Origin of the sequence: Bradyrhizobium viridifuturi (assembly GCF_001238275.1) — a bacterium.
Classification (GTDB): Bacteria; Pseudomonadota; Alphaproteobacteria; order Rhizobiales; family Xanthobacteraceae; genus Bradyrhizobium; species Bradyrhizobium viridifuturi.
In genome coordinates, this window is record NZ_LGTB01000040.1 from 76,132 (window position 1) to 101,841 (window position 25,710).

Sequence of the window (25,710 nt, forward strand, 5' to 3'; positions counted from 1 at the left end):
GATGCGCAGCATCGCCCAGCCCGGCGCTCCGCTTCCCGAGCGCATCCAATGGGTCGCCGCGCGCGGCCGCGCCTTTTCCTTCATGCTCGAGGCCGGCATTCCCTTGCTCGAAGCGGTGCGCCGCGGCTTTGCGGCGGAAGGCTTTTCCGGCGGCGTGCTGAGCGCGACGGGCGGGGCGCTCGGGCCGTTCGCCTATGTGATGCCGGCGCTGTCCAAGGACGGCGTCAACGCGGCGTTCTACAGCGACACGTTTCGCCCTGACGGCTTGACGCGGCTCAAGTTCGCGGCGCTGACCTTCGGTGAACGCGACGGCGCGCCGTTCTTTCATTGCCACGGATTGTGGACCGAGGGCGACGGCCGCTTCAACGGCGGACACATGCTCCCCGACGAGACCATCATCGCCGAACCGTTCGAGGTCAGCGCGTTCGGGATCGACGGTGCGACCTTCCTGGCCGAGCCCGACAGCGAGACCAATTTCAAGCTGTTCGGTCCGGTCGCCCGCGCGCCCGCTGGTGCGAAGACCACCAGCCATGCCTTCGCGTTGCGGCTGCGCCCGAACCAGGATTTCGCCTGCGCCCTGGAAGGCTTCTGCCGCCACCACGGTATCCTGCGCGCGCGGCTGCATGGCGGGGTCGGTTCGACCATCGGCGCGGTCTTCAGCGACGGCCACAACGTGGTGCCGTTCGCGACCGAACTCGCGGTGACTGCCGGGCAGATCGCGGCCGACGAAGACGGCCTGCTGCACGCCGAGCTCGACATCGCGCTGGTCGACTATCTCGGCGGCATCGCCGAGGGCCGGCTGGTGCGCGGCGACAATCCGGTGCTGATGACGATGGAGCTGGTGCTCGAAGTGCTGGAGGAGGCGGAGCGGCCGTAGGGTGTCGCCTCGATTGCTGCATTTGCTGGAGCCGATATCGCGCCGCGTCCTCCGCTGTCGTCCCGGCGAAGGCCGGGACCCAATACCCCAAATGGTGGTGGTTGAGCGACGCTGGGGCACCAGCTGTTTTCGACATCTCGCCCCTGTGGTTATGGGTCCCGGCCTTCGCCGGGACGACACTGAGGGTGTGGCGTCGCTTGTGAGACACAGGTCCGCATTCTCGCGACGTGGCGGCAGGGGATATCACCGCCGTTTGCGAACATGGATGTTGATGTCGAGGTCGATCGTGCTCACGCAGGTCTGTTCGGAGCGATGCGAGCCACCCTCGTGCCAGCGGCCGCTGCGCAGACTGATGTCGCTGACATGAGCAAGCCGCAGGCAGCGCCATTGCGGCAGTTTGCCGGAGCTCGCGCCGGCGAACTGCCAGGCCAGCACGACCTCTTCACCGCTCTTGTTGTGGCCGATGATGTGCGGGCACAGCTCGCGCGGCCGGCCGTCATAGGTGCAGGCGACCTGTTGCTCGGTGAGGATTGCCTCGCGGAGGAGGACATAGGCCTTGCTGGGCACTGGGACATCGAACCATCTAGGATTGCCGAGGGCTCCTATCATAAACTGGGCGCCCCGCCGTTGTTTCCCCGGATCCGTGCACATGGCCAGACGAAACCGCCCGATCAACATGCCCGCGCCGTATCTGAAGCGCGTCTGGCTCGATCCCGAGCGCATTCCCGATCGCGATGCCTATCCGTTCGTGCTGCCGCTGCTGCGTGACGAATTCGAGCTCGGCTTCGACAAGGCGATCACCATCATCGTCGGCGAGAACGGCACCGGCAAGTCGACGCTGCTGGAGGGCATCGCCGTGATGGCCGGCTATGACGATGCCGGCGGCGGCAAGGGGTATCGCGCGGTCGACCATGGCCGTGCGCTGGAGAAAATGGGCGGCTCGCTTGCGTCGGCGCTGCGCGCGAGCTGGCTGCCAAAGATCACCAACGGCTGGTTCTTCCGCGCCGAGAGCTTCTTCTCGGTCGCGAGGTATCTGGACGAGGCAGCGCGGGACGCCGGCGGGCTGCCGCCGGACTTCCTGTCGCATTCGCACGGGGAGGGCTTCCTGCGCTTCTTCGAGGAGCGCTGCCAGCGGCAGGGCATCTTCATCTTCGACGAGCCGGAATCCGCGCTGTCGCCCTCGCGGCAGATCGAATTCCTCAAGCTGTTGCACCGGATGAACGGCACCGGCCACTGCCAGGTGATCATGGCCACGCATTCGCCGGTCCTGATGGCCTATCCGGACGCGACACTGCTGCGGCTGGCGAAGTATGGCCTCGAACCGGTGAGCCTGAAGGACACGGATCACTTCAAGGTCATGCGGGAGTTCTGCGACGACCCGAAGGGGTTCGTCGAGGCGGCGATCGAGCAGTAAGGCGGAGAGGCTTGTCCCACGGCGAAGTTCAGACTTCGCTCTGGTGCAAGAAGCCGCTTTCCATATGGTCCAGAATACCGAAACAAGCTTCGGCACGCGCCTGGCGTGGTGACCGGAAAATGGGGAGACAAGGATGAGGCGGACGATCGCGAGGGCTGGCGTCGTGGTGGCGGCGCTGGCCGTGTTGGGGGCCGCGTGGGCGCATGGGCCCACCCGCCAGAAGGTGCGGGAATCCATCGAGATCGACGCGCCGCAGGCCAAGGTGTGGGCGGTGATCGGCAATTTCCAGGACATGAGCTGGCTCGCCGGCGTCAGCAAGACCGAGGGCGAGAAGGGCAACGAGATCGGCGCGACGCGGCGGCTGACGCTGGCGCCCGGCGTCACCATCGACGAGGAGCTCTACAAATACGAGCCCGAGATGATGAGCTATTCGTACCGGATCACGGCCGTCGACGTGAAGGTGCTGCCGGTCACCAATTATTCCTCGACGCTGTCGGTGTCACCGGCGCCTGGCGGCAAGGCGAAGCTGGAATGGGCCGGCGCGTTCTACCGCGGCTTTCCGAACAACGATCCGCCGCCGGAGCTGAACGACGAGGCCGCGATCAAGGCGGTGAGCGGGCTCTACAAGGGCGGCCTGGAAGCGCTGAAGAAGAAGATCGAGAGCGGAAGCTGAGCATGCGCGCGGTCGCGCTGCTGGCGCTGCTCGCCGGGCTCGGCGGTGCGCGCGCCGAAGAGGCCTTCGTCACCAACCAGCTCAGCGACGATCTCACGGTGGTCGATCTCGCGACCGCAAAGCCGCTCGCGACGATCGCGATCGGCGGCAAGCCCGCGGGCGTGGCCGTCAGCCATGACGGCCGCTTCGCCTATGTGACGAGCCCGGACGCCAAGGCGGTCACGGTGGTCGACGCGTCGGCGCGAAAGGTGGTCGGCCGGGTCGATGTCGGCGGCGGGCCGCTCGGCATCGCTGTCGCACCCGACGGCGCGACCGTCTATGTCGCCGACTGGTACGCCGCGGCGGTGCGGGTGATCGACGCGAAGGAGCAGCGGGTCGTCGCCAGCCTCGCAGTCGGCGCATCGCCGTCAGGGCTTGCGTTGACGCCGGACGGGCGGCTGCTGCTCTCGGCCGACCGCGATGACGACAGCGTCTCCATAACAGACACATCAACGCATGAGCGGCGGTGGATCGTGAAGGTCGGCACCCGTCCGTTCGGCATCACCGTCGATGCCGAGGGCAAGCGCGCCTACACCGCCAATGTCGGGTCCAACGACGTCTCGGTGATCGACATCGCGACCGCGCACGAAATCGGCCGTGTCCATGTCGGCCTGCGCCCCTATGCGGTGGCGCTGGCGCAGGGCCGCGGCTTCGTCACCGACCAGTATGACGGCAAGGTCAGCGTGTTCGATCTCGCGACCTTGCAGCCGGTGAAGCGGATCACTGTCGGCGACTACCCCGAGGGCATCGAGGCGACCGCCGACGGCAAGCACATCGTGGTCGCGAACTGGGAGAGCAACACGCTCAGCGTGATCGATGCCGCCGAGATGAAGGTCACGGGCGAAATCAAGGTCGGCGATGGCCCAAGGGCTTTCGGGGCGTTCCTGAGGAGGACGGAGTAGGGCAAAGCTACGCATCCCGAAAATATCGAAAACAACCCCATGCAAAGGAGCAGGTTGCCGTCGGCAGTCGGACAACAAGCGGCTTGACACGTCGGGCAAATCAGCGATACGTTTCTATTATTCCGAAATAACGCGAGCGCGCCCCGCTGGAAGGGCTTCGCGACAAGCGGGAGCGGTCAATCCGTCCGATCGACCAGCCCGGATATCGCTTCGCGCATCCGGGCGAGTTGCCAGCCGCCTCCCGATACCGAGACTCACTGCTTGGTTTGCAGATAGGCGATGACGTCGGCGCGGTCGCGGGCGTCGCCGAGCCCCTTGAAGAACATCTTCACGCCGTGGACGTCGCCGCGGGGGTCGGCGAGATAGGAATCCAGCGCCGTCACGTCCCAAGGCGTCTTGTTGCCGCGCATCGCGTCCGAATAGTCAAACCCCTGGACCGACGCCGGCTGGCGGCCGACGACGTGCCACAGGCTCGGGCCGACCTTGTTCACGCCGACATCGATCGAATGGCAGTTCTGGCAAATGCGCTGGAAGATGGCCTGGCCCGCGATCGGGTCACCATCGAGGGCCCAGGCCGGCGCAGCCGATGTCGCGAGCAGGGCGGTGGCGAGCGTCATGCTGCCGACGGCGCAGGCCGCGGCGAATTTCGTCCCCATCATGAATTTCTCCGGAAACAGTTTGGATTGCAATTGGCGGGATGTCGGGTGGCGGGATGTCGGGTCGATCCAACTTCCTGGTTTGAGCATTGATCTTCGCGCGAACGCGTTCCGCGTTTGTCGCGCGGGAGAACCGGTTTCGACTTTTCCGGTTCTCTAATGCCGCTCGGCTTCAGCCTCCTTCTCGAGCTCCATGATATGGGCGCGCAGCACATCGAACCGCGCCTCGGTCGCATCGCTGAACAACGGGTCCTTGTGCGGCGAGAGGGTGGACGCGATGTCGGCCCAATCCTGCGGCGTCAGTGCCTTGACCGCGGCTGGGAAGAAATCGCGGTCTTCCATCATGATGTGCCGCCGCTCGTACGCCAGGAAATCGCGGATGACCGCGTCGACGTTCTCGCGCGGAATCTCGCCGCCTGCGCGGACATTGGCAACCGCATGGGCGACGCGGTGCAGGCCATCGGAGCCCTTCTGATGCTCGCGCGCGAGATCGCCCATTTTCGCCGCGGCCGCAGGATCGCGCTGCCTGAGCCTGGCGAAGATCAGATCTTCCTGGCGATGATGGTAGAGCTCCGTGTAGACCTCGAAATAGGCGATGATGCTGCCGATCACTTCGTAGTCCGGCGCGGCGTGATCGAAAATATCCAGCTCATGCTCGAGAACGTTGAGCAGTCGCTCGATGTTGCGGTGTTCCCGGGACAGAATGTCGATGATCATGGCGCTGATCCAGGCAGGAGACTAGATTAATCAATAGACGAAAAGACCGTCGCGAACTTTGCGCTGGATCAAGGCGCAGCCCGAATCTGCTCGATGGTTCACGCAAAGCACTGCCTGAATGCGCCCGAGCCGGTCACCGCGGCGGGGTTTGCCGGTTGGCTCAACAGGCCGAGGGGCGTATGATCCGCGGCAAATACGAGGAAAACAGGGAGGATGCCATGCATCATACCTTGGTGCCCAGTGACCGGGTCGAGCATGTCTGCGTCTTCGGGCGCGACGGTTCAAAACTCGGTTCGATCGAGCGGCTGATGCTCGACAAGGTGAGCGGAACGGTGGCCTACGCCATCATCAAGACCGGCGGCGTGCTGAGCAGCCATCACCACTATCCCGTCAGATGGACCGCACTGCACTTCGATCCGGCGCGGCAGGCGTTCGAGGCCGAGGTGACGCTGGAGGATCTGCGCGCCGGGCCGTCCGAGTTCGACGGCGACGAATTCGACTGGGGCGACCGCTCGCAGTCGTATACGCACCCGAACTATTGGGCGGTGTAGCGCGGAGGCGAGGGCGGTGTTGTAGCCCGCATGAGCGAAGCGACATGCGGGAGCAGTGAAGCTGTCCGGCCGATAGACCCGCATATCGCTTCGCTCATGCGGGCTACCTACTGAGTCAAAGTCAGGCACATGACCCAATACAAACCCGTCGGCTGGCCTTCCGTCATCCCGAGAATTGTCACGCGTGACCTCATCGGGCTCGCTGGATTCCTGCGAGATGTTTTCGGTGCCGAAGGCGAAGTCCGGTCCGGCGCGCCAACAGAAGTCCGCATCGGAGACTCGATCATCCTGATCAGCGACGGCGGAAGCGTGCGTGACGCCATGCCGGCCTTCCTCTACGTCTATGTTGAGAACACGGACGAGACCTATCGGCGTGCGATCGCTGCAGGCGCTGAATCGATCGAAACTCCTGCGGATACGCCCTATGGCGACAGACGCGCGATGGTCCGGGATGCCTGGGCAAACATCTGGCAAATCGCCACCTACCGGGGCACGTGAAGGAGCGATCGTTGTCGCCCGTAAAAGCCAACGGGTTGCGCGAACGCGCGCCCGATGGCGTGCTTCGCGACATGCGGGACCAGTCGGCGTGTCCGGCTGATAAACCCCGCATATCGCTTCGCTCATGCGGGCTAGTTGCTATTTGTCGCAATTGATCCCTGGAACGGCCCCAAGCCCTCCGGGGAAGAAGGACCCTCCGCACTTTACACCTGCCCCCGGCCGAGCGCGGTCCAACGCATTTTTACCGCTCGTTGGCACGACCAGGAGATCTAATACGCCGTCACGTCCGTTGACCTTAAGTGTGAGTCGACTCAAGGACCACACTCCGCTTTTTTGGAGTGCCTCGAGAAAAACACGCCCATTGGCCTTTGGTCCCGTCGCTGAGAAGCTGAGAATAGCGCGCCCCTCTGCACTAGGGATCGAGATTGAACCGACAGGGAAGCCGGTGGATATCGGTTGGCCGAGGATATCGACTGCTCTAGCGCTTAACCGTAGTTCGAATGCGCCCAGCTCGTAAGGTTTAGAATGCCCGAGGGAATAGAGGCTCCAGCCCAAGGCACTGCCGACTAGCACTATTGAGCCAATCCAGAGAACTGCGCCCCACCTTGCCCACGAACGTTGCACGCGCTTGAAATGCTCGACGCTATCCCATCGTTTGTTGCGCCACGCCCATTGGCTCCCTTTGAACCCGAGCATGAAGCTCATGACCACGCCCACAAAAGGAACGAACGTTAGGAATGCAATAAAGGTGTTATTTCCAACACCCCATATCCAAGAGAGCAAGAATGCGCCCCAATTCCAGCGGTCGATTTCTGGCGGGACCACTCTCGGATCGAGAGGTGGAACACGTGGTCCACTCATCTTCGCATCTCGTCTCAAAGCGACGCCCTAGGTGGCGCCAAACTATAGGAAGAGTAACCTTAGATTGAGCGTAATCAAGGATTGCCGCTCGTTGGCGGTCCATCGCATTTTGCTCCCCAGATGTCGCTTCGCTCATCCGGGCTACTTGCTTCGTTGGCTCTTCGGAATGACCGGCGTATACTATTTGCCAAACACAAGGAGCGGTGGCGTACGCCCATCATCAAGACCGGCGGCGTGCTGAGCACCCACCATGCGGGAGCGGCCAACGTGTCCCGCCGACAGTCCTGGATGTCGCTTCGCTTATCCGGGCTTCAAATTGATCTATCGCGCTTTCGGAAAGTTCGGTCCTTTCTGATAGCCTGTTTTCGCTTGAGGACGGTCGGGTATCCCCTTATTGAATTTGAGCCTCGATATCTGCCCCTCAGTAGTCTGTGGCAGATTTTGTGCGCCTCTCCGAAGATACATGACGCCGTCACTCGCGGCGCGAATGTCGGGCGTTTTCAGAACTTCACAGTGGAGTACGAGTCCGGGTAGGCCTTCGCATTTCAGAAATTGGTACTTGAAGTAAGTCCCAAGTGGGAAGAACTGTTCGAAGGCTTGGATGTGCCCGTTGGCGGCCTCCGCATCTGAAAATCCCGACCAGCGTTTTGCCGCGAATGCCCCGCTATTCAGCACCCCAATGAAGAGTTCGCCACCGTCCGCATTCGCAAAAGCTGAGAGAGATTTCGTCAGTTTTGCCGGAGAGACCTCTTTCGCCTTAAAGTCAAGGAAATGCCCTTCACCACGATCCAACAGATCAGCGAACTGTGCAGTTGAGATCGAAGTTATTTCAATTGCCACGACTACTCCGCCGCCTCGCTCGCTGAGCTCTTCCGCGGCTTGCTGTTCGCCTTCTTCAGCACCGGTGCCAAAAACTTGCCGGTATAGCTCCTCGGCGCCTTGACGATGTCCTCCGGCGGTCCCCAGGCGACGATCTCGCCGCCGCCGTCGCCGCCTTCGGGGCCGAGGTCGATCACCCAGTCGGCGGTCTTGATGACTTCGAGATTGTGCTCGATCACCACCACCGTGTTGCCCTGGGCGACCAGCTCGTGCAGCACCTCGAGCAGTTTTGCGACGTCGTGGAAGTGCAGGCCGGTGGTCGGCTCGTCCAGGATGTAGAGCGTGCGGCCGGTGGCGCGCTTTGACAATTCCTTTGCCAGCTTGACGCGCTGGGCTTCGCCGCCGGACAGCGTGGTGGCCTGCTGGCCGACATGGATGTAGTCGAGGCCGACGCGGTGCAGGGTCTGGAAGGTCTCGCGCACGCGCGGTACCGCCTTGAAGAACTCGGCGGCTTCCTCGACCGTCATGTCGAGCACGTCGGCGATGCTCTTGCCCTTGAACAGCACCTCCAGCGTCTCGCGGTTGTAGCGCTTGCCCTTGCAGGTGTCACAGGTGACGTAGACGTCGGGCAGGAAGTGCATCTCGATCTTGATGACGCCGTCGCCCTGGCAGGCCTCGCAGCGGCCGCCCTTGACGTTGAAGGAGAAGCGCCCGGGCTCGTAGCCGCGCGCCTTCGCCTCCGGCAGGCCGGCGAACCATTCGCGGATCGGGGTGAAGGCGCCGGTATAGGTCGCGGGGTTGGAGCGCGGGGTGCGGCCGATCGGCGACTGGTCGATGTCGATGATCTTGTCGATGTGCTCGAGGCCCTCGATGCGGTCGTGCGGCGCGGCGCCTTCGCTGGCGTTGTTCAGCTTGCGCGCGATCGACTTGTAGAGTGTGTCGATCAGCAAGGTCGACTTGCCGCCGCCGGAGACGCCGGTGACGCAGGTGAACAAGCCGAGCGGGATCTCGGCCGAGACGTTCTTCAGATTGTTGCCGCGGGCGTTGACGACCTTGATGGTGCGCCGGTGGTTCGGCGGCCGCCGGTCGGGAATCGGGACCGAAAGCTCGCCGGTCAGATACTTGCCGGTCAGCGATTTCGGGTTGCGCATGATCTGGTCGGGCGTGCCCTCGGCGACGATGTGGCCGCCATGCATGCCGGCGCCGGGGCCGATGTCGAGCACATAGTCGGCCAGCCGGATCGCGTCCTCGTCATGCTCGACCACGACCACGGTGTTGCCGAGGTCGCGCAGCCGCTTCAGTGTGTCGAGCAGCCGGGCATTGTCGCGCTGGTGCAGGCCGATCGAGGGCTCGTCCAGCACATAAAGCACGCCGGTCAGTCCGGAGCCGATCTGCGAGGCCAGGCGGATGCGCTGGCTCTCGCCGCCGGACAGCGTGCCCGAGGAGCGCGACAGCGTCAGATAGTTCAGGCCGACGTCGAGCAGGAAGGTCAGGCGCTCGCGGATCTCCTTGAGGATGCGCGCCGCGATCTCGTTCTGCTGCGCATTCAGCGCCTCCGGCACCGTCTCGAACCACTCGCCGGCGCGCTTCACCGAGAGCTCCGAGATCTCGCCGATATGCTTGCCGCCGATCTTGACGCACAGCGCCTCCGGCTTCAGCCGGTGGCCGTGGCAGCCTTCGCAGGGTACGTCGGAGAAATACTTGCCGAGCTCCTCGCGCGCCCACTCGCTCTCGGTCTCGCGGTAGCGGCGGTTGATGTTGGTGATGACGCCCTCGAACGGCTTCTTGGTGTCGTAGGAGCGGACGCCGTCCTCATAGGAGAACTTGATCTCGTCGTCGCCGGAGCCGTGCAGCAGCGCGTTCTGGACCTTCTTGGTCAGGTCCTTCCACTTGGTGTCGAGCGTGAACTTGTAATGCTTGCCGAGCGCGGTCAGGGTCTGGATGTAATAGGGCGAGGACGACTTCGCCCAGGGAGCGATCGCGCCCTTGCGCAGGGTCAGCTCCTTGTCGGGGATGACCAGGTCCTCGTCGATATGCTGCTCGACGCCGAGGCCGCCGCAGGCCGGGCACGCGCCATAGGGATTGTTGAACGAGAACAGGCGCGGCTCGATCTCCGGGATCGTGAAGCCGGACACGGGGCAGGCGAACTTCTCCGAGAACAGGATGCGCTCGGGGCCGCTCTTGTCGTGGATCTTTGCCGTCTTCTTCTTGTCCTCTTTCTTCTCGTCTTGCGCGGCCGCGGCGGGCGCGTCCGCATACTCGATCACCGCGAGGCCCTCGGCGAGCTTCAGCGCGGTCTCGAAGCTTTCGGCGAGGCGCTGGGCGAGGTCGGGGCGCACCACGATGCGGTCGACCACGACGTCGATGTCGTGCGGGAATTTCTTGTCGAGGCTGGGGGCCTCCGACAGCTCATGGAAGGTGCCGTCGATCTTGACGCGCTGAAAGCCCTTCTTGAGATATTCGGCGAGCTCCTTCTTGTACTCGCCCTTGCGGCCGCGCACGACCGGCGCCAGCAGATAGAGGCGGGTGCCTTCGGGCAGCGCCAGCACGCGGTCGACCATCTGCGAGACGATCTGGCTCTCGATCGGAAGTCCCGTTGCCGGCGAATAGGGCACGCCGACCCGCGCCCACAACAGGCGCATGTAGTCGTAGATCTCGGTGACGGTGCCGACGGTGGAGCGCGGATTCTTCGACGTCGTCTTCTGCTCGATCGAGATCGCCGGCGACAGGCCGTCGATCTGGTCGACGTCGGGCTTCTGCATCATCTCCAGAAATTGCCGCGCATAGGCCGACAGCGACTCGACGTAGCGGCGCTGGCCTTCGGCATAGATGGTGTCGAATGCGAGCGAGGACTTGCCGGATCCGGACAGGCCGGTGAACACCACGAGCTTGTCGCGCGGAATCTCGACGTCGATGTTCTTCAGATTGTGTTCGCGCGCGCCGCGGATGGTGATGGCGCGCGATGAGGAGCCGGCGTTGTTTTGGCGCTTCGCCTTGAGCACTTCATCCATTGCGACGGTTCCGGGCGCATGCTTGGGCGCCTTTTGGGCGCGCATCGCCGGTGATGCCGGGAGCTTGCGCCGATGGGGTGTGAAGACTGGAACGTAGGAAGAACGGCCGACAATTTCCAGTGCTGAATGGCGTCCATCAACGGATAGTTTGGCTGTTGGCAGCAGCCGTCAGCAGGTTCGGTTCCAGATTTCTGTTTTGACGCGTTTTCCTGACGCGAACCGGGATCCATCCCGGATCAAGTCCGGGACAGGCTTCGCTCGAAAACGCTTTGACGCAAAAAGGCCGGCGCGAGGCCGGCCTTTCCGAGACCTTGTGGTCTGTCTTTCTCTTAGTACTTCGCGACGATCGGGCCGCCGAAGTGATAGTTCACGCCGAACTGGACGCTGTGCAGGTTGATGTCGGCCGACGGAACGCCGAAGTAGGTCTCGCCGCCGAGGCTGCGATACAGGTACTCGCCCTTGATCGACCACTGCGGCGCGATGAACGCCTCGATGCCGGCGCCGACGGTCCAGCCGGAGTGGAAGTTGCTCTGCGAGGCGCTCACGCCGCCCGCGCTGAGGGTGAGCTTGTTGTCGACCCAGGCATAGCCGCCGGTGCCGTAGAACAGCACCTTGTCGACCGCGAAGCCGATGCGGCCGCGGGCGGTGCCGAGCGCGTCGATCTTGCTCGTCGCAGTGATGCCGAACGCGGAGGCGGAGGCGTTGACGTCAGCCCAGCCGCCGTCGGCCTCGATGCCGTACACGATGTTGCCGGCCTGCCAGTTGTAGCCGATGGTGCCGCCGGCGAAGCCGCCTTCCATCTTCGGATTGCCGGAATCCTCGCTGGCATAGCCGCCGAAGCCGCCGATGTAGAAGCCGGTCCAGTTGTAGATCGCGACCGGCGGCGGAGCCTTCACGTAGGGGCCGCGTGCGGCGAGATCAGCGGCCATTGCCGGTGCAATTGCGCTGAGGGCAAACATGCCGGCCGAGGCCAGCAAAACATTCCTGATTTTCAAAGTCCCAGTCCCATTTTCTTGTTGTCCCTTCAAACATTGAAGGGAACGTCACAGCAGTGTCGTGCGACGCTCACGTGTTTCTACATAGAAATCTTGGAAGTTGTGTATCCGTGAAACCACAATGCACGGAAAACGGCCCATGCGAGCCGTGCGCTTGTCCGCAACGAAAGCGCCGACACACGGCCGGCTCTTGTGTTCGCTGCACAGGTGCGGCGCGCGGCCGCAGGTAACTCAGTATTTCGCTGGCACCACCGGGCTTGGCGAACTGAAGTGGTAGTTGATCCGCCGGCCGCACGCAGGCCGGCCCGGCAATTCAAACCCGCGAGGCAAACAAGACGAGGCAAACAAAAAGGCCGGCGCGAGGCCGGCCTTTGGTCTGGATCAAACCGGATCGCGCGATCAGTACCGCGCAACCACCGGGCCACCCCACTTGTAGTTCACGCGGACGGTGACGAGGTCGACGTCCTGGCGGTCGCGGATGCTGCTGAACAGCGCGCCGGCGGGGGTGGTGAGGTTGTAGGTCTTGTCCTGCATGAACAGGTGGTCGTACTCGACACCGGCGGTCCAGTTCGGCGCGAAGCCGACTTCGATGCCGGCGCCGATGGTGCCGCCCCAACGGGTGTCGCTGGCGCTGCCGGCGAGCACGCCGGTCGGCGTGAAGTAGGTGTTGAAGCGGTTGTCGGTCAGCGCCGCACCGCCCTTGGCGTAGAGCAGCACGTTGTTGATGGCGTAGCCGATCTGGCCGGTGAACAGGCCGAACGCGTCGATCTTGGATTGGTTGGTGAAGAGGCCCGGGAAGATCGCGCTGCCGTTGCTGCCCTTCAGGTCAGCCCAGTCGCCCTGCGCCTCGAGGCCGAACACCCAGGCGCCGGCCTGCCAGCGATAGCCGATCTGGCCACCGGCGACGCCGCCGGTCGCGTCATGGCAACCATCCGATCCAATGAAGAGGCCGCCCGGGACCTGGTCCCAGCAATTGTGGCTCGAGCCCCAGCCGCCGTTGGCGCCGATGTAGAAGCCGCTCCAGTCATAGACGGCGGCAATCATCGGCGGCGCCTTGGTGTAGGGGCGCGCCGCGAGGTCGGCGGCCGCAGCAGGCGCGGCGAACGCAATCAGGGCAACCGTACCGAGCAAAAACTTCTTCATCATCAATCTCCCAGCTCCCCGATCGGCTTCCAACTTGTCCCGAAGCCGATCTCAGACGCGAGCGCCCGCGTCATGGGTGGTAGCTATACGCTGATTCAACCGGAAGCGCCGTCTCCCAAAAGCCACACTCGCGGAAGAAGTGGGGTTGAGGCAAGCGATTGATTTGTCTTGTATTTTTAACGAGTGATCGAACCCGCGAGCGGCCGGGATCGAAATCGGCCGCCGTTCCATCGCCATTCGCCGCTGCTACGGCAGGTTGTGGCGAACAAAACTGGAACATGATCGGCTGCGATGCTATATCTCGAATATCGTGGATAACCGCGCGAGGGCAAAGGCGGCGAGCCGGCACCGGCGTATAGGGTCATCCACGACGCCTGCGATGTAAGTGGCGAAGGTTGAGAGCGGCGGCCGATGTCCGGACGCCCGGTTTTTGAGTGGAGATGATGCGATGGCAGGAAGCGTGAACAAGGTGATCCTGGTGGGAAACCTCGGCAAGGATCCGGAAATCCGGCGGACGCAGGACGGCCGTCCGATCGCAAACCTGTCCATCGCCACCTCGGAGACCTGGCGCGACAAGGGCACCGGCGAGCGCAAGGAAAAGACCGAGTGGCACCGCGTCGTGATCTTCAACGAGGGCCTCTGCAAGGTCGCCGAGCAGTATCTGAAGAAGGGCGCCAAGGTGTACATCGAGGGTCAGCTGCAGACCCGCAAATGGACCGACCAGTCCGGCGTCGAGAAGTACTCGACCGAAGTCGTGCTGCAGGGCTTCAACTCCAACCTGACCATGCTCGACGGGCGGGGCGGCGGAGGCGGCAGCTTCTCCGATGACGGCGGCAGCGACTTCGGCTCGTCCGGTCCGGTCAGCTCGGCGCCGCGGCGCGCGGTGGCCGCCGGCGGCGGCAGCCGCAACAGCGACATGGACGACGACATCCCGTTCTGATCGAACGTCGCATTCCCGCACTCATGCCGCCGCTCCGTGAAGATTCATTTCCCGGAGTGGGGCTGTGATGCACGGTGGCATGATCCTGATGTGGATTATGAGGATAACTGCAGAGTTGATTGTCCAGTATTCAATTTCTGGGGGCGGCTGACGCAAGTTCCCCTGACTTTGACACAGGCTGATGTAAATGATATTTACATTGGCCTGCGGCGGGTGATGACTGGCCGCGCGCTTCACCCGAGGGCCGCCACCATGAGCCTCGCGCCACTGCTCGACGCCGCGCCTGCGATCCCGCTCCATGCCTTCGCCGCGATGGCCGCCTTCGTGCTCGGCTCCATCCAGCTCGCCGCACCCAAGGGCACGCTGCCGCACCGGACGCTGGGCTGGATCTGGGTGATCCTGATGCTGGTGGTCGCCGGGAGCTCGTTCTGGATCCATCAGATCCGCCTGGTCGGGCCGTGGAGCCCGATCCACCTGCTGTCGGTCTTCTCGCTGGCCATGCTGGTGCTCGGCGTGACGGCTGCGCGGAGCCACAATGCCCGCAGCCACAAGTTCACGATGATCGGCATTTTCTTCGGCGCGCTGGTCATTGCCGGGCTGTTCACCTTGATGCCCGGGCGGATCATGCACGCCGTGATTTTCGGCCACTGATTGGGCGATTGAGGGCGTCGCGAGGCCGGTTCCATCCGGTCCCGGCCAGCCGGCGATCGCGGCGCGAAGCTGGCCCGCGGCAAGTCTGCGATGCGGCTGGTAAGTGCATGAAAAAACGAAGGGAAAAACGGCTTGCCGGGACCGCGCTGGGGTGGTTATCAGGCCCCCGATGGGCTATATGATTCCCGAGTAAAACTGACCGGATTTCCCCTTTGTCCGATAACGAAGATGACAAGCCCGGCGAGCCGCCGGTGCCCTCTGACATTCGTCCCGTTTCCATTCTCGACGAGATGAAGAAGTCCTACCTCGATTACGCGATGAGCGTGATCGTGTCGCGTGCGCTGCCCGATGCGCGCGACGGGCTCAAGCCGGTGCACCGGCGCATCCTGTATTCGATGCATGAGCAGGGGCACACGCCGGACAAGAAATACGTCAAATCCGCCCGCGTCGTCGGTGACGTGATCGGTAAATACCATCCTCATGGCGACCAGTCGATTTACGACGCGATGGTCCGCATGGCGCAGGACTTCTCGCTGCGCGTGCCGCTGATCGACGGCCAGGGCAATTTCGGCTCGATCGACGGCGATCCGCCGGCGGCCTACCGATATACCGAAGCGCGGCTGACCAAGGCGGCGCTCGCCGTTCTGGCCGACATCGACATGGAAACCGTCGATTTCCAGCCGAACTACGACAATTCCGAGCAGGAGCCGTCGGTCCTGCCGGCCCGGTTCCCGAACCTCTTGGTCAACGGCGCCGGCGGCATCGCCGTCGGCATGGCGACCAATATCCCGCCGCACAATCTCGGCGAGGTCGTCGACGCCTGCGTGGCGCTGATCGACAACCCGGCGCTCTCGATCGACGAACTGATCGACATCATCCCGGGCCCCGATTTCCCGACCGGCGGCATCATCCTGGGCCGCCAGGGCATCCGCTCGGCCTATCATCTCGGCCGCGGCTCGATCGTGATGCGCGGCAAGGTGACGATCGACACCATCCGCAAGGACCGCGAAGCGATCATCATCACCGAGATTCCCTATCAGGTGAACAAGGCCACGATGGTCGAGCGCATCGCCGACCTCGTGAAGGAGAAGAAGATCGAGGGCATCGGCGATCTCCGCGACGAGTCCGACCGCGACGGCTATCGCGTCGTGATCGAGCTGAAGCGCGAGGCGGTGCCCGATGTGGTGCTGAACCAGCTCTACCGGTTCACGCCGCTGCAGACCAACTTCCCCGCCAACATGCTGGCGCTGGATTCCGGTCGTCCGCAGACGATGACGCTGAAGGATCTGCTCACCATCTTCGTCGCGTTCCGCGAACAGGTGGTGACCCGCCGGACCAAGTTCCTGCTCGGCAAGGCGCGCGACCGCGCCCACATCCTGGTCGGCCTCGCCATCGCGGTTGCCAATATCGACGAGATGATCCGCGTGATCCGGACCTCGCCCGATCCGAACACCGCGCGCGACACCCTGATGTCGCGCGACTGGCCGGCGCGGGACGTCGAGGCGATGATCACGCTGATCGACGATCCCCGGCATCGCATCAACGAGGACGGCACGCTGCGGCTGTCGATGGAGCAGGCGAGGGCCATCCTCGATCTGCGGCTGCAGCGCCTGACCGCGCTCGGGCGCGACGAGATTTCCGAAGAGCTCGACAAGCTCGCGGCCGAGATCGCCGACTATCTCGACATCCTGCGCTCGCGTGCGCGGGTGCAGGGCATCGTCAAGACCGAGCTCGCCGAGGTGAAGCAGCAGTTCGCGACACCGCGCAAGACCCAGATCATCGAGCAGGAAGGCGAGGTCGAGGACGAGGACCTGATCCAGCGCGAGGACATGGTCGTCACCGTGTCGCATGCCGGCTACGTCAAGCGCGTGCCGCTGTCGACCTACCGGGCGCAGCGCCGCGGCGGCAAGGGCCGCGCCGGCATGCAGACCCGCGACGAGGATTTCGTCTCCCGCCTGTTCGTCGCCTCCACGCACACGCCGGTGCTGTTCTTCTCCTCGCGCGGCCAGGTCTACAAGGAGAAGGTCTGGCGGCTGCCGATGGCGGCGCCCAACGCGCGCGGCAAGGCGCTGATCAACATCCTGCCGCTGGAGCAGGGCGAGCGCATCACCACGATCATGCCGCTGCCGGAGGACGAATCCTCCTGGGGCAATCTCGACGTGATGTTCGCGACGACCAGCGGCACCGTTCGCCGCAACAAGCTGTCCGACTTCGTCGATGTCCGCCGCTCCGGCATCATCGCGATGAAGCTCGGGGAGGGCGAGGCGATCGTCGACGTGCAGATCTGCACCGAGCGCGACGACGTGCTGCTGACCGCCGCCGGCGGTCAGTGCATCCGCTTCCCGGTCCCCGACGTCCGCGTCTTCACCGGCCGCACATCGATGGGCGTGCGCGGCATCGCGCTGGCCGAGGCCGACAGGCTGATCTCGCTGGCGATCCTGCGCCATGTCGAGACCACATCGGACGAACGTTCGGCGTATCTGAAGATGCGCCGCGCGGTGGCCGGCGAGGCCACGACCGAAGAGCCGGTCGAGACCGAGGGTGAGGAGACGGCGAATGATGCGATCCAGCTGTCGCAGGAGCGCTATGCCGAGCTGTCGGCGGCCGAGCAGGTGGTGCTGACGGTTTCCGTCAACGGCTACGGCAAGCGGACCTCGTCCTACGAGTACCGCACCACCGGCCGTGGCGGCAAAGGCATCGTCGCGATGAGCGTCAACAACCGCAACGGCAATCTGGTGGCGTCGTTCCCGGTCGAGGACGCCGACCAGATCATGCTGGTCACCGACAAGGGCCAGCTGATCCGCTGCCCGGTGGCCGACATCCGCGTCGCCGGCCGCTCGACCCAGGGCGTCATCGTGTTCGACACCGCCGAGGACGAGCACGTGGTCTCGGTCGAGCATATTCCGGAAGAGGAAAACGGCGAGAACGGCAACGGCGGCTAGCGGACGCGCGGATTTGGTCGCGAAGAGCTTCGGGGAGGGCTGCAAGGCTACACCCCGGAGCAATCGGGTCGGGTTACATTGCGTCTCGGCCTGTCCGCAGTCGCATACTGTGCACGACCGTCGGCCGGGACGCGCCGTGCTCTACGCTTGCGTTCCGCTGTCGGTTGAGACTGTGAGCTCCGCGTCCGCCATGATGTAGCGGACGTACCGGTAGTCGCGGATGAACGTAATTTCGTCGCCGCGCCACTCGAGCCACATGAAGTAGCTCGGCTTGGTCTCCATGCCGTCCTCGAACACCGCAATAACTTCGCGGCCCTCCAGCCAGGCGGGTGCCAGCCGCACCCGGTCATGTTTCGCGTAGATGCTGAAGAACATCCCGACATCCGTCCGTCCTGTCCGGACGGCGTGAGCCGATTGATTGAGTTTCACGTCATCCGCCAGCATCGCGCGCAACCCGTCCCAATCCTTCTGGTTGAACAGGGTGACATACCGCATGACCGCTGCGGAGGGCGATCTCGCGTCCGGCGGCCGGGGTGCGGCTGCTTTGATCTCACGAAGGCGCGAACGCCCCCGCGCAAGATGCGCCTTCACGGCATCGACGCTGAGATCGAGCAGCGAGGCGATGTCGGCGAGGGGCTCATCGAGGACATCCTTCAGGATGATCACGCTGCGTTGCAGAATTGGCAGCTCCGCAAAGCGCGATACCGCTGTCCGCACCGCTTCCTGATGCATCAACTGCTCCACAGGATCAGGGCTTGCTCCGTCGACAACATCGTACGCCGCCTCGATCGGTTCGGCTGCGCGAATGGCCTTGCTGCGCAAGACATCGAGGGCACGGTTATGAGCGATGCGGAACAGCCACGCGCGAAGTTGGGGCAATTCGGTCATTGCTTCCAGGGCGACGAAGGCCTTGGCGAAGGTGTCCTGGACGACGTCCTCGCCCTCGATCACCGAGCCCACCAGACGCGAACAATAGCGGTGCAGCTCGGGCCGCAATTCCTCAGCGAGTGCAAGAAGCGCGGCCCACCGATTGGTGCTCGAATGGTCTTCACCGCCGGTCAAGCTGCCGCTCCCTCCATCACGGTCACGCCGGCATCGCCGTTGAGTCCGAACACGATGCCGTCGGCGTATTGCTGGTCCTTCAAAATTGAAATCACCAGATCACCGAATTTCCGGGGCGGCATGGGGGCGCCGAAGCGCGCGACGAACTGTTCCGGCGTAATCCCCATCGAGCCCGCATAGGCACCGGCAGCGGCATCTCCGATCCCGGTCCCGAGGATCATCTGCCGTGGCACGATGGCCTGAAAACGGATGCCGAGATTGAGCTCCTGCGAAATACCGTTGGCATACTTGGCCATGAACCATAGCATTCGCTTGGAACCGCCGTAACCGCCCGACATCTGCGATCCCGTGACAGCGGCGCCGCTCGATCCCACGAGAACCGTGCTGCCCGGCTTCATCGGGAGATTGAGGGCGGCCTGAAGCCAGAACAGGCCCGCCTTGACGTCCGTTTCCCAAACGGCGGAAAAATCCTCCCAGCTCAATTGATCCAGTCGGCCCATCGGCGGCGTGATGCCGGCGTTGAGCGCCAGAATATCCGGCTTGATGTCGGAGAGGATGCGATTGGCGGCGGCGCGATCGGTCACGTCCGCCGAGATCGTTGCTACGCCAAGCCGGTCGCGGACGGCCTTGAGCGAGTCCGTTCCGCGTGCAACGACCGTGACTTTCGCGCCTTCGGCAACAAGCGCTTCGACCAGGCCTAGGCCGAGACCGCGGCTCCCACCGGTGACGACTGCGACTTTTTTCTCGAGGCTCATCTGCTGGCTCCCATGTCCGTATGAAGCCAAGACGATCGAGACCACCGAAAAGAGTCAGAACTAATAGCACCAGAGCTCCAGCGTTTGAGCTGAAGTGGCGGATCGTGGGACGCGCGAAAGCCAGTTGTGGCCCAGGATGAGCGCGCCTCTTCTGGGTGACATGGCGCTTAGAATGTCAGCAGTAGGAAAGCGACGTGAAGGCCGGCCACAACAGCATCGCGGCGAGACCGAGTGTCACGTTCCGCCCTGGCCAGGCGTTGGTCCGGAGGCGGCAGCGCATGCGCCGCCGGCTCCAATGAACTGCTCACATGCGTCCGGTGCTAAATCTCGATCTCCGTGCCGAACTCCACGACCTGGCCGGTCGGCACGCCGAAGAAGGCTGCGGAGCGCTCGGCGTTGCGCTGCAGGAACGCGAACAGCGATTCCCGCCACACCCACATGCCCGGGACGTCCTCGCGCGGGATGATGGTCTCGCGGCCGATGTAATAGGTCACATCGGAGAGGTCGATGCCAGGGAGCTTGCCCTGCCGGCAGGTGAGCTGCAGCCCCTCATAGATCGTCGGGTACTGCATGAAGCCATAGTGCAGGATGATGCGGGTGATGCCTGGGCTGATCTCCATGACCTCGGCGCGGTCCTCGTCGGAGATGCGTGGCAGCTCCTCGATCTGCACGGTGACCAGCAGCACGCGCTCATGCAGCACGTGATTGTGCTTGACGAATTGAGTCAGCGCGAGCGGCACTCCCCTGGGGGCCGATGCCAGGAACACGGCGGTGCCGGGCAGGCGGGCGCTGCATTTGTTGACCGCGGTCTCGATCAGATCCTCTTCGGGCTGTCGCAGCTTGGCGCGTGCCTTCTCGACCAGCTTCACGCCGCCGCGCCAGGTCATCATCAGGAACGCCACCGCAGCGGCGAGTAGCAGCGGGAACCAGCCGCCTTCGAACAGTTTCTCGGTGTTTGCCGCAAAGAAGATCGCGTCGATGATGAAGAAGAAGCCGTTCACCGCGATCACGAGGATCGGCGAATAGCCCCATTGGATCGCGACCAGCGCGGCGAGCAGCGTGGTGATCGCCATCAGCAGCGACACCGCGATGCCGTAGGCGCCGGCGAGTGCGTCCGAGGTGCCGAAGGCGAGCACCGCGCCGAGCGTTCCCGCCGCGAGCAGCCAGTTCACCAGCGGCACGTAGATCTGTCCGATCGCATCGCTCGTGGTGTGCTGGATGTGCATCCGCGGCAGAAAGCCGAGCTGGATCGATTGCTGGGTCAGCGAGAACACGCCGGAGATGATGGCCTGCGAGGCGATCACGGTGGCGAGGGTCGCGAGCAGCACGAGCGGGTAATGCGCCCAGTCCGGGGCAAGCTGGAAGAACGGGTTGTCGATCGAGTTCGGGTCGTTGATCAGTTCGCCGGCCTGGCCGAAATAATTCAGCACCAGCGCGGGCAGGCAGATCGCGAACCAGGCCAGCCGGATCGGGAAGCGGCCGAAATGCCCCATGTCGGCATACATCGCCTCGCCGCCGGTGACGGCGAGGAATGCGGCGCCGAGGATGGCGAAGCTGACGTGGAAATCCTGATGGATCAGGAAATCGAACGCATAGAACGGGCTCAGCGCGACCAGCACGCCGGGCGCCTTGACGATGCCATGAATGCCGAGCGCCGCGAGCACGGCGAACCAGAACAGCATCACCGGCCCGAATATCTTGCCGATGAAGCCCGTGCCCTGCTTCTGCATGAAGAACAGGCCGATCAGGATCACGACGGTGAGCGGCACCACCGCCGGCGTCAGTGAGGGCGCGTCGACCTTCAGACCTTCGATCGCCGACAGCACCGAAATTGCCGGCGTGATCGCGCCGTCGCCATAGAGCAGGGCGGCGCCGATCAGGCCGACCACCAGAAGATGGGAGCGCCAGGTGCCGGGCGCCGCATTGCGCGCCGAGAGCAGCGCCAGCAGCGCGACGATGCCGCCTTCGCCGCGGTTATCCGCGCGCAGGATCAGCATGGCGTATTTGACTGATATGATGAGGATCAGCGCCCACAGGATCAACGAGACCACGCCGAGCACTGCGCTCTGGGTGAGTGGACCGCCATGCGCAGCGGCCTTGGCAGCTTCCTTCAGCGCGTAGAGGGGGCTGGTGCCTATGTCGCCATAGACGACGCCCAGGGCACCCAATGTGACGGCAACAGGGATCGGACTGCTTGGAGGATGGCCGGAAGAAACGATGGCGGGTGTACTGGTCACGGCAATCCCCCGATGGCTAGCGCCCGCCGGATCATCCGGTCGGGCGCGTTAGACGATAGTCTGCGACGGGACGTCGCAAATTACCATGGGATTTGCGTGACAGCCTGACCTTACGCGAGGCTGAACGATTTGTTGCTGCGCGCGGTCTCCGCGCGAACCGTTATCCGTCTCGCCTGGAAATTTGTTCTACGGGGTGCGGTCGGCAGTGACGAGACGGGCCTCGCGGACCACCGTCTTGTTGCCGGCGCTGCGCAGGCAGGAGGCCTCGAAGTTCGGCCAGGCCTGCTGCGAGCAGTCCTTGCCGACCGGGTGGATGTCGAGACGGTCCGCCTTGGCCAGCGGCTGCGGGGTGGAGGCTTCGACCTGCGGCGCAAAGCCCGGCAGAACGGTCAGCGCGGCGGCAATGAACGCGGCAACGGCGATAGCGGAAAGTGCCTTGATCATGACGGTCCCCATATGAACGAGCCCCCCGGGCCCGTCGTTTCGTTGTCCAATGTCTACCGGCCGTGCGTTTCCTGGTGTCTTCGCCAGGGTCGAAAATGGTTTCGTCGCGGGCCGGCTTTGTTTCGTCCGCCAGCGGCCGACGAAACATTCACCCTCGTAGACGCTGGCATCCCAGGGCTCGTTCACTGGGCGAGCCGGAATTTATTTCGCGCGGTCGAGGGAACCCGGGCGGCTTGCCGGGGCGAGCCGGGCGGGTTAGGAGGGACCATGTCCCGTATCGCGATCTATCCTGGCTCCTTCGATCCCGTCACCAACGGCCATCTGGACGTGGTGAGACAGGCCGTCTTCCTCTGCGACCGCCTGATCGTCGCCATCGGCGTTCATCCCGGCAAGAAGCCGCTGTTCTCCACCGAGGAACGGCTGGCCATGGTCCATGAGGTGTTCGGCCCCATCGCCCAGAAGGCGGGCTGCGCCTTCGAAAGCGCGACCTATGACAACCTCACGGTCGCGGCGGCGCGCGCGGCCAAGGCGACACTGATGATTCGCGGCCTGCGCGACGGCACCGATCTCGACTACGAGATGCAGCTGGCCGGCATGAACGAGGCCATGGCGCCCGAGGTGCATACCGTGTTCGTTCCGGCGTCGGTCGCGGTCCGCCCGATCACCGCCACACTGGTGCGCCAAATCGCCCAGATGGGCGGCGACTTCTCTGCATTCGTGCCGTCATCAGTCGCCGCTAGCCTGAAGGCCAAGTTCGCCGGCTGATCCCGGCGGCCTGCCACATCCCGAACGTTACAGAGATCCGGAGTTTCCATGATCCGCATTCTTGCATTCGTTGCCGCGCTGCTCTGCGTCGTGCCCGCGGTCGCGCAGCCGCTGCCCGCCAATCTCGACAAGGCCAATGCGATCGTGATCGACAGCACCAAGGGCCGCATCGTCATCAAGCTGCGCACCGACATCGCGCCGAAGCATGCCGAGCGCATCAAGCAGCTGGCGCGCGAGGGCTTCTACAACAACGTGCCGTTCCATCGCGTGATGGACGGCTTCATGGCGCAGACCGGCGACGGCCAGAACTTCAACGGCACCGGCGGCTCGAAATATCCGAACCTGAAGCAGGAATTCTCGCAGGTCCCGTTCAAGCGCGGCATCGTCGGCATGGCCCGGCGCGGCGACAGCGTCGACAGCGCCAATTCGCAGTTCTTCATCATGTTCGCCGACGGGCCGAGCCTGAACGGGCAATACACCGTAGTCGGCGAGGTGGTGTCGGGCATGGATGTGGTCGACAAGCTGAAGAAGGCGTCCGCGGGCTCCCCCGGCGGCGCCGTCACCGATCCCGACAAGATGGTGAAGGTGCAGGTCGCATCCGACATCAAGTGATCCGCGATGGCGGCGCGCAGCAAGCCACTCGCCTGGTTCGCCGCGCCGCTCGTGGCATGGCTCGCGCTGTCCGGAGCGGCGGCGGCCGAGCCGGAGCAACTCAATTCGATCAGGGACGTTGTACTTGCGATCCACCGCTGCTGGCGACCGCCGCCGCCGGACAAGGCAGGCCCGATCGACATTACCGTCATTGTCAGCTTCAACCGCGAGGGCGCGATCCTCGGACATCCCAGGATCAGCTATGAATCGCAGGAAGCGACCGACAACGACCGGATTGCGTACCGGGTCGCGGTGATGGAGGCGTTGCAACGCTGCACGCCGATGCCATTTTCCGAGAGCCTGGGCGGTGCAGTGGCTGGCCGCCCATTCGCGATCCCGTTCAGGAATAAGAAATATCCACCCCGAAGCCAGGAGAAGCGAGCATGGCTGCTACCGAAAATACTCTGATCCTCGAAACCACCCAGGGCCCGGTCACGATCGAGATGCGTCCGGATCTCGCACCCGGTCACGTCGCGCGGATCAAGGAGCTGGTGCGCGAGGGCTTCTACGACGGCATCGTGTTTCACCGCGTGATCGACGGCTTCATGGCGCAGACCGGCTGCCCGCAGGGCACCGGCATGGGCGGCTCCGGCAAGAAGCTGAAGGCCGAGTTCAACAAGGAGCCGCATGTCCGCGGCACCGCCTCGATGGCCCGCGCCGCCAACCCGGATTCCGGCGACAGCCAGTTCTTCATCTGCTTCGACGACGCCTCCTTCCTCAACGGCCAGTACACGGTCTGGGGCAAGGTCACCGAGGGCATGGAGAACGTCGACAAGATCAAGCGCGGCGAGCCGGTCAAGGATCCGGACAAGATCGTCAAGGCGCGCATGGCCGCCGACGCGGCGTAAGTCACTCGCGTCATTCCGGGGCACGCGGAGCGTGAACCCTCAGGTGCGCAATTGCGCACCGAGAATCTCGCGCCGCAATCTCGAGGTTCCGGGTTCGATGCTGCGCATCGCCCCGGAACCTCGTGGCGGGTATGCCATGCGCACCGATCTCTTCGATTTCGACCTGCCGCCCGAGAGCATCGCGCTCCGGCCCGCGAGCCCGCGCGATGCCGCGCGGATGCTGGTGGTGCATCCGGACGGCGTGCTGCGCGACGCCACCATTGCCGACCTGCCGCACTGGCTGGAGCCGGGCGATCAGATCGTCGTCAACGACACCAAGGTGATCGCGGCACAGCTCAAGGGCCGCCGCATCGGCCGCGAGACCGAGCCCAAGATCGAGGCGACCTTGATCAAGCGGCTCGACGGCTCGCGCTGGCAGGCGCTGGTGAAGCCGGCGAAGAAGCTCGCGCCGGGCGACACCATCCGCTTCGGCAATGAGGGCAAGGTCTGCCTGCTCGGCAATCTCGATGCGGAGGTCGAGGCCAAGGGGCAGGAGGGCGAGGTGACGCTGTCATTCTCGTTCCATGGCCCGGTGCTCGACCAGGCCATCGCGGATGTCGGCGCCACGCCGCTGCCGCCCTACATCGCCTCCAAGCGCACGCCCGACGACCAGGACGTCAGCGACTACCAGACCATGTTCGCCGCCAATGAGGGCGCGGTGGCGGCGCCGACGGCGGGGCTGCATTTCACGCCGGCGCTGGAAGCCGCGCTGCGCGATCGCGGCGTCACGCTGCATCGGCTGACGCTGCATGTCGGGGCAGGGACGTTCCTGCCGGTGAAGGTGGACGAAACCTCCGAGCACAAGATGCATGCCGAGTGGGGCCGCATCACCGCCGAGACTGCAGCGGCCCTGAATGCCGCGCGCGCAAAGGGGGGCCGGATCGTCGCGATCGGCACCACGTCGCTGCGGCTGCTGGAGAGTGCGACGACACCGGACGGCAAGGTCCAGCCGTTCGCCGCGGAAACCTCGATCTTCATCACGCCGGGCTATCGCTTCCGCGCGGTCGATATCCTGCTGACCAATTTCCACCTGCCGCGCTCGACGCTGTTCATGCTGGTCTCGGCCTTCTCAGGCCTCGAGACCATGCAGAACGCCTACGCGCATGCGATCAGGGACGGCTACCGGTTCTATTCCTACGGCGATGCGTGCCTGTTGTTTCGGGCGCGTGAGCCGCACGGAGACTCAGATTTGTAGCGGCGCAGGGTGGGTTACGGCTTCG

26 protein-coding genes are annotated in these 25,710 nt (G+C 64.2%); 14 read left to right on the forward strand and 12 right to left on the reverse strand.

Annotated elements, in window-relative coordinates; translation table 11 throughout:
* Position 1 precedes the first annotated feature (1 nt).
* Positions 2-877 (forward strand): PCC domain-containing protein, encoded by an 876-nt coding sequence (locus tag ALC15_RS30975; protein ID WP_050630568.1) that lies wholly within the window; start codon positions 2-4, stop codon positions 875-877.
* Positions 878-1,120: 243 nt separating this feature from the next.
* Here the strand turns inward: ALC15_RS30975 and ALC15_RS30980 are convergent, their stop codons facing one another.
* On the reverse strand, positions 1,121-1,444 hold the full coding sequence (locus ALC15_RS30980) for a hypothetical protein (protein WP_094194213.1): 324 nt from the start codon (positions 1,442-1,444) through the stop codon (positions 1,121-1,123).
* Positions 1,445-1,526: 82 nt separating this feature from the next.
* Between ALC15_RS30980 and ALC15_RS30985 the strand changes: the two genes are divergently transcribed.
* From ALC15_RS30985 to ALC15_RS30995, 3 genes are all read left to right on the forward strand, one after another.
* Positions 1,527-2,291 carry an AAA family ATPase gene (locus ALC15_RS30985; RefSeq protein ID WP_050630570.1) on the forward strand — a complete coding sequence of 255 codons (765 nt, stop codon included), beginning with the start codon at positions 1,527-1,529 and terminating at the stop codon, positions 2,289-2,291.
* Between the two features lie 133 nt (positions 2,292-2,424).
* Positions 2,425-2,964 (forward strand): SRPBCC family protein, encoded by a 540-nt coding sequence (locus ALC15_RS30990; protein ID WP_050630571.1) that lies wholly within the window; start codon positions 2,425-2,427, stop codon positions 2,962-2,964.
* Positions 2,965-2,966: 2 nt separating this feature from the next.
* Complete coding sequence (locus tag ALC15_RS30995) at positions 2,967-3,905, forward strand: YVTN family beta-propeller repeat protein (protein ID WP_050630572.1); 939 nt, start codon at positions 2,967-2,969, stop codon at positions 3,903-3,905.
* 254 nt (positions 3,906-4,159) lie between these two features.
* Here the strand turns inward: ALC15_RS30995 and ALC15_RS31000 are convergent, their stop codons facing one another.
* On the reverse strand, positions 4,160-4,564 hold the full coding sequence (locus ALC15_RS31000; RefSeq protein WP_244486335.1) for a c-type cytochrome: 405 nt from the start codon (positions 4,562-4,564) through the stop codon (positions 4,160-4,162).
* A gap of 153 nt (positions 4,565-4,717) precedes the next feature.
* Entirely contained in the window at positions 4,718-5,278 is a 561-nt protein-coding gene (locus ALC15_RS31005; RefSeq protein WP_050630573.1) for a hemerythrin domain-containing protein, read from the reverse strand.
* 218 nt (positions 5,279-5,496) lie between these two features.
* Between ALC15_RS31005 and ALC15_RS31010 the strand changes: the two genes are divergently transcribed.
* The gene (locus ALC15_RS31010; RefSeq protein ID WP_050630586.1) at positions 5,497-5,829 is read left to right on the forward strand and encodes a PRC-barrel domain-containing protein; all 333 of its coding nucleotides are present in this window, start codon (positions 5,497-5,499) and stop codon (positions 5,827-5,829) included.
* Between the two features lie 129 nt (positions 5,830-5,958).
* A complete protein-coding gene (locus tag ALC15_RS31015; protein WP_050630574.1) occupies positions 5,959-6,327 on the forward strand; it encodes a VOC family protein in 369 nt (122 codons plus the stop codon).
* A 138-nt stretch (positions 6,328-6,465) separates the two neighbouring features.
* Here ALC15_RS31015 and ALC15_RS47990 read toward each other — a convergent pair whose 3' ends face one another.
* The 5 genes from ALC15_RS47990 to ALC15_RS31035 all read right to left on the reverse strand — a co-directional run bounded on the left by ALC15_RS47990 (position 6,466) and on the right by ALC15_RS31035 (position 13,156).
* A complete protein-coding gene (locus ALC15_RS47990; RefSeq protein WP_094194214.1) occupies positions 6,466-7,188 on the reverse strand; it encodes a cytochrome c oxidase assembly factor Coa1 family protein in 723 nt (240 codons plus the stop codon).
* A 321-nt stretch (positions 7,189-7,509) separates the two neighbouring features.
* Positions 7,510-8,028 (reverse strand): AlbA family DNA-binding domain-containing protein, encoded by a 519-nt coding sequence (locus tag ALC15_RS31020; RefSeq protein ID WP_094194215.1) that lies wholly within the window; start codon positions 8,026-8,028, stop codon positions 7,510-7,512.
* 2 nt (positions 8,029-8,030) lie between these two features.
* A complete protein-coding gene (uvrA, locus tag ALC15_RS31025) occupies positions 8,031-11,018 on the reverse strand; it encodes an excinuclease ABC subunit UvrA (RefSeq protein ID WP_050630587.1) in 2,988 nt (995 codons plus the stop codon).
* 329 nt (positions 11,019-11,347) lie between these two features.
* Positions 11,348-12,007: an outer membrane protein gene (locus ALC15_RS31030; RefSeq protein WP_050630588.1), complete on the reverse strand. Its 660-nt coding sequence runs from the start codon at positions 12,005-12,007 to the stop codon at positions 11,348-11,350.
* A gap of 405 nt (positions 12,008-12,412) precedes the next feature.
* On the reverse strand, positions 12,413-13,156 hold the full coding sequence (locus ALC15_RS31035) for an outer membrane protein (RefSeq protein ID WP_050630589.1): 744 nt from the start codon (positions 13,154-13,156) through the stop codon (positions 12,413-12,415).
* A 448-nt stretch (positions 13,157-13,604) separates the two neighbouring features.
* Between ALC15_RS31035 and ALC15_RS31040 the strand changes: the two genes are divergently transcribed.
* The 3 genes from ALC15_RS31040 to gyrA all read left to right on the forward strand — a co-directional run bounded on the left by ALC15_RS31040 (position 13,605) and on the right by gyrA (position 17,689).
* Positions 13,605-14,096 carry a single-stranded DNA-binding protein gene (locus ALC15_RS31040; protein WP_021081257.1) on the forward strand — a complete coding sequence of 164 codons (492 nt, stop codon included), beginning with the start codon at positions 13,605-13,607 and terminating at the stop codon, positions 14,094-14,096.
* Between the two features lie 252 nt (positions 14,097-14,348).
* Entirely contained in the window at positions 14,349-14,747 is a 399-nt protein-coding gene (locus ALC15_RS31045) for a DUF2306 domain-containing protein (RefSeq protein WP_050630576.1), read from the forward strand.
* A gap of 212 nt (positions 14,748-14,959) precedes the next feature.
* The gene (gene gyrA / locus ALC15_RS31050) at positions 14,960-17,689 is read left to right on the forward strand and encodes a DNA gyrase subunit A (protein ID WP_050630577.1); all 2,730 of its coding nucleotides are present in this window, start codon (positions 14,960-14,962) and stop codon (positions 17,687-17,689) included.
* Positions 17,690-17,830: 141 nt separating this feature from the next.
* Here the strand turns inward: gyrA and ALC15_RS31055 are convergent, their stop codons facing one another.
* The 4 genes from ALC15_RS31055 to ALC15_RS31070 all read right to left on the reverse strand — a co-directional run bounded on the left by ALC15_RS31055 (position 17,831) and on the right by ALC15_RS31070 (position 22,187).
* Positions 17,831-18,751: a sigma-70 family RNA polymerase sigma factor gene (locus tag ALC15_RS31055; protein ID WP_050630578.1), complete on the reverse strand. Its 921-nt coding sequence runs from the start codon at positions 18,749-18,751 to the stop codon at positions 17,831-17,833.
* Positions 18,748-19,506 (reverse strand): SDR family oxidoreductase, encoded by a 759-nt coding sequence (locus ALC15_RS31060; RefSeq protein WP_050630579.1) that lies wholly within the window; start codon positions 19,504-19,506, stop codon positions 18,748-18,750. The genes ALC15_RS31055 and ALC15_RS31060 overlap by 4 nt, the downstream gene beginning before the upstream one ends.
* Before the next feature lie 320 nt (positions 19,507-19,826).
* Complete coding sequence (locus ALC15_RS31065) at positions 19,827-21,725, reverse strand: potassium transporter Kup (RefSeq protein ID WP_050630590.1); 1,899 nt, start codon at positions 21,723-21,725, stop codon at positions 19,827-19,829.
* A gap of 204 nt (positions 21,726-21,929) precedes the next feature.
* Positions 21,930-22,187: a hypothetical protein gene (locus ALC15_RS31070; protein WP_050630591.1), complete on the reverse strand. Its 258-nt coding sequence runs from the start codon at positions 22,185-22,187 to the stop codon at positions 21,930-21,932.
* A gap of 267 nt (positions 22,188-22,454) precedes the next feature.
* Between ALC15_RS31070 and coaD the strand changes: the two genes are divergently transcribed.
* The 5 genes from coaD to queA all read left to right on the forward strand — a co-directional run bounded on the left by coaD (position 22,455) and on the right by queA (position 25,685).
* Positions 22,455-22,952, forward strand: coding sequence for a pantetheine-phosphate adenylyltransferase (coaD, locus tag ALC15_RS31075; protein WP_050630580.1), 498 nt, complete (start codon positions 22,455-22,457; stop codon positions 22,950-22,952).
* Positions 22,953-23,000: 48 nt separating this feature from the next.
* Positions 23,001-23,564, forward strand: a complete 564-nt coding sequence (locus ALC15_RS31080) for a peptidylprolyl isomerase (protein WP_050630581.1) — start codon at positions 23,001-23,003, stop codon at positions 23,562-23,564.
* A 6-nt stretch (positions 23,565-23,570) separates the two neighbouring features.
* Positions 23,571-24,011: a hypothetical protein gene (locus tag ALC15_RS31085; protein ID WP_050630582.1), complete on the forward strand. Its 441-nt coding sequence runs from the start codon at positions 23,571-23,573 to the stop codon at positions 24,009-24,011.
* Complete coding sequence (locus ALC15_RS31090) at positions 23,987-24,451, forward strand: peptidylprolyl isomerase (RefSeq protein ID WP_016846097.1); 465 nt, start codon at positions 23,987-23,989, stop codon at positions 24,449-24,451. The genes ALC15_RS31085 and ALC15_RS31090 overlap by 25 nt, the downstream gene beginning before the upstream one ends.
* 136 nt (positions 24,452-24,587) lie before the next feature.
* On the forward strand, positions 24,588-25,685 hold the full coding sequence (queA, locus tag ALC15_RS31095; RefSeq protein ID WP_050630583.1) for a tRNA preQ1(34) S-adenosylmethionine ribosyltransferase-isomerase QueA: 1,098 nt from the start codon (positions 24,588-24,590) through the stop codon (positions 25,683-25,685).
* Positions 25,686-25,710 lie beyond the last annotated feature (25 nt).

What these genes read in the sequence shown, in the direction of transcription:
- ALC15_RS30975 (WP_050630568.1), top strand. Translation starts at nt 2, where the DNA reads ATGCGCAGCATCGCCCAGCCCGGCGCTCCGCTTCCCGAGCGCATCCAA.
- ALC15_RS30985 (WP_050630570.1), top strand. Translation starts at nt 1,527, where the DNA reads ATGGCCAGACGAAACCGCCCGATCAACATGCCCGCGCCGTATCTGAAG.
- ALC15_RS30990 (WP_050630571.1), top strand. Translation starts at nt 2,425, where the DNA reads ATGAGGCGGACGATCGCGAGGGCTGGCGTCGTGGTGGCGGCGCTGGCC.
- ALC15_RS30995 (WP_050630572.1), top strand. Translation starts at nt 2,967, where the DNA reads ATGCGCGCGGTCGCGCTGCTGGCGCTGCTCGCCGGGCTCGGCGGTGCG.
- ALC15_RS31000 (WP_244486335.1), bottom strand. Translation starts at nt 4,564, where the DNA reads ATGATGGGGACGAAATTCGCCGCGGCCTGCGCCGTCGGCAGCATGACG.
- ALC15_RS31005 (WP_050630573.1), bottom strand. Translation starts at nt 5,278, where the DNA reads ATGATCATCGACATTCTGTCCCGGGAACACCGCAACATCGAGCGACTG.
- ALC15_RS31010 (WP_050630586.1), top strand. Translation starts at nt 5,497, where the DNA reads ATGCATCATACCTTGGTGCCCAGTGACCGGGTCGAGCATGTCTGCGTC.
- ALC15_RS31015 (WP_050630574.1), top strand. Translation starts at nt 5,959, where the DNA reads ATGACCCAATACAAACCCGTCGGCTGGCCTTCCGTCATCCCGAGAATT.
- ALC15_RS47990 (WP_094194214.1), bottom strand. Translation starts at nt 7,188, where the DNA reads ATGAGTGGACCACGTGTTCCACCTCTCGATCCGAGAGTGGTCCCGCCA.
- uvrA (WP_050630587.1), bottom strand. Translation starts at nt 11,018, where the DNA reads ATGGATGAAGTGCTCAAGGCGAAGCGCCAAAACAACGCCGGCTCCTCA.
- ALC15_RS31035 (WP_050630589.1), bottom strand. Translation starts at nt 13,156, where the DNA reads ATGAAGAAGTTTTTGCTCGGTACGGTTGCCCTGATTGCGTTCGCCGCG.
- ALC15_RS31040 (WP_021081257.1), top strand. Translation starts at nt 13,605, where the DNA reads ATGGCAGGAAGCGTGAACAAGGTGATCCTGGTGGGAAACCTCGGCAAG.
- ALC15_RS31045 (WP_050630576.1), top strand. Translation starts at nt 14,349, where the DNA reads ATGAGCCTCGCGCCACTGCTCGACGCCGCGCCTGCGATCCCGCTCCAT.
- ALC15_RS31060 (WP_050630579.1), bottom strand. Translation starts at nt 19,506, where the DNA reads ATGAGCCTCGAGAAAAAAGTCGCAGTCGTCACCGGTGGGAGCCGCGGT.
- ALC15_RS31070 (WP_050630591.1), bottom strand. Translation starts at nt 22,187, where the DNA reads ATGATCAAGGCACTTTCCGCTATCGCCGTTGCCGCGTTCATTGCCGCC.
- coaD (WP_050630580.1), top strand. Translation starts at nt 22,455, where the DNA reads ATGTCCCGTATCGCGATCTATCCTGGCTCCTTCGATCCCGTCACCAAC.
- ALC15_RS31080 (WP_050630581.1), top strand. Translation starts at nt 23,001, where the DNA reads ATGATCCGCATTCTTGCATTCGTTGCCGCGCTGCTCTGCGTCGTGCCC.
- ALC15_RS31085 (WP_050630582.1), top strand. Translation starts at nt 23,571, where the DNA reads ATGGCGGCGCGCAGCAAGCCACTCGCCTGGTTCGCCGCGCCGCTCGTG.
- ALC15_RS31090 (WP_016846097.1), top strand. Translation starts at nt 23,987, where the DNA reads ATGGCTGCTACCGAAAATACTCTGATCCTCGAAACCACCCAGGGCCCG.
- queA (WP_050630583.1), top strand. Translation starts at nt 24,588, where the DNA reads ATGCGCACCGATCTCTTCGATTTCGACCTGCCGCCCGAGAGCATCGCG.